Below are 2,070 nucleotides of genomic sequence, written 5' to 3' on the forward strand. Positions count from 1 at the left end.
CTCCCCTGCGCATTATCTTTATCTTTTTTGTTCATTGGACGGTGAGGTGTCGAGCGACCTTAATTGGCAAGGTTGTGCCCTACCGCCGTTGATAGGCCTCGACACTGCCAGTGTTGCGCTCTCCTGGTGATGACAGTTGATCCCATGATGGACTGGTGCGACAGCCACTGCCGACAGAGCACCTGGTTAAAAGCCAACTGCTCTACCCGATGGAGTACCTGGTTCGTAGCCAGGTACTCTTTGGGCTGGATCTACGCCCCAGTGTGGTGTGTTAAGGGCGGGAAAAGAGTTATCCACAGGGGCAAGTGTTAAGAATAGAGTTAAGTAAGTGTTAAATACTGTGTTAAGGGGGTCAAAATGGCTCCCAAGCCATTGAAATCACACAATAAAAAATGAAGCCTGGTTCCTAAAACCACGAAAGTCGGTTCCTAAAACCACGAAAATCGGTTCCTAAAATCCTGATTTCGGTTCCTAAAACCACGAAAGTATTTTGGCTGTTCCTCCCTGCCCTATGTAAGGTTCCTGATACCACGAATGTTTGACACGGGTTCCTGATACCACGAAACTGGGCCATGGTTCCTGATACCACGAATAAGGCCCTGCAGCCCGCCGATCAGCTCCTGCCGGACAAGCATCCGCAGAGCGATTTGTTTATCTGCGACGTGGCCGATGCGGTCCTCAAGGACATCATGCCGCAGATGGAACACCCCTTCTATTCCCTCTCGAAGAAGCCCGAGATGAACGTCCGGCGCTACGAGCACAACGGCAACTGGCTGGAAGTCATCCCCTCCCACAAGGGCCTGGCGACGATCTACGACAAGGACATCCTGATCTACGCCATCTCCCAGATCATGGCGAAGCTGAACGAGGGCAAGAAGGTCGACCGGCGTATCCGCATCAACGCCCATGACATGCTGATCTTCACCAACCGGGGCACCTCGGGGCGCGACTACAGCGCCATGTGCGAGGCCATCGACCGCCTGGCGGGCACTCGTATCAGCACCAACATCACCTACGGTGACGAGGAGGAGTACGCCAACTTCGGCCTGGTTGACCAAGGGTCAGTGCGGCGCAAGAACGGCCTCAACGGGCGCCTGCTCTGGGTCGAGCTGACGATCTCTGACTGGGTGTTCGACGCGATACGCAATCATGCCGTCCTGACCCTCAACCGGGACTATTTCCGGCTCAGGAAGCCGCTGGAGCGGCGGATCTACGAGATCGCCCGCAAACACTGCGGCCAGCAGGCCGAATGGAAGATCACCCTCTCCCTCCTCCACAAGAAAAGCGGATCACAGAGCCCGGAGAAGAAGTTCCGGCTCCTGGTGAAGAACATCGCCAAGCACAACCACCTGCCGGACTACGAACTGGCCTTCGATGAGGAGGCGGACACCGTGGTCTTCCGGAACCGGGAGCAGTGGTGGAAGGAGCGTAAGCACGCCGAGAGGAAGCCCTTCGTGCGCCCTGAGACCCTCATCCAGATCCAGGCCATGCTGCCCCGCGGCGAGGATGTCTACGACTGGCAGGCAGAGTGGGTGAACTGGTGGATCGACACCGAGTGCCCTCCCCTGCAGGACCCGGATGCCGCCTTCCTCGGCTTCTGCAAAAACAAGCTGGGACGGAACCGGCAAGGAAAAATGTTTTAGAAACTATTTATAGTTTCGATATTATCAAAAATATTTATAGTTAAGTAACTTTTGATATTTTCGTGTATTTCATTAAAAATAAAACTATCCAAAGACCACGCGAAGGCGGCGCAGATGAAAATCACGGTATACCAGGCCAAAGGGGCGGCGGGTAAGACGCCCATCGCCACCAACATTGCCCTGGATCGGGAGTACGCGATCGGGACCAATGAGGCCTTCCACGTCTACGACACCTTCATCCCCGACGAGCGCCTGCTGGCGCTGGATCTCAGCGAGAGCTTCCCGGAGATACCCGATGACATCGACATCGTCTTTGACCTTGCGGGCTCTATCTCCGCGCATTCACACTCCATCACTTCGGCGATCCGGCAGTCCGACCTGGTGATCGTCCCCATCTACAACGAAGTGAAATCCCTGCACGGCGGGG

Annotated in this window: 2 protein-coding genes; both read left to right on the forward strand. The window is 55.5% G+C overall.

What is annotated here, in order from left to right; translation table 11 throughout:
* Positions 1–572: 572 nt before the first annotated feature.
* Complete coding sequence (locus G533_RS23070; protein WP_051230711.1) at positions 573–1,643, forward strand: replication initiator protein A; 1,071 nt, start codon at positions 573–575, stop codon at positions 1,641–1,643.
* A 114-nt stretch (positions 1,644–1,757) separates the two neighbouring features.
* Positions 1,758–2,070 (forward strand): hypothetical protein (locus tag G533_RS0119250; RefSeq protein WP_027951299.1); only part of this gene is annotated, 313 nt, incomplete at its 3' end.

Origin of the sequence: Haliea salexigens DSM 19537, assembly GCF_000423125.1 — a bacterium.
Taxonomy (GTDB): Bacteria; Pseudomonadota; Gammaproteobacteria; order Pseudomonadales; family Halieaceae; genus Haliea; species Haliea salexigens.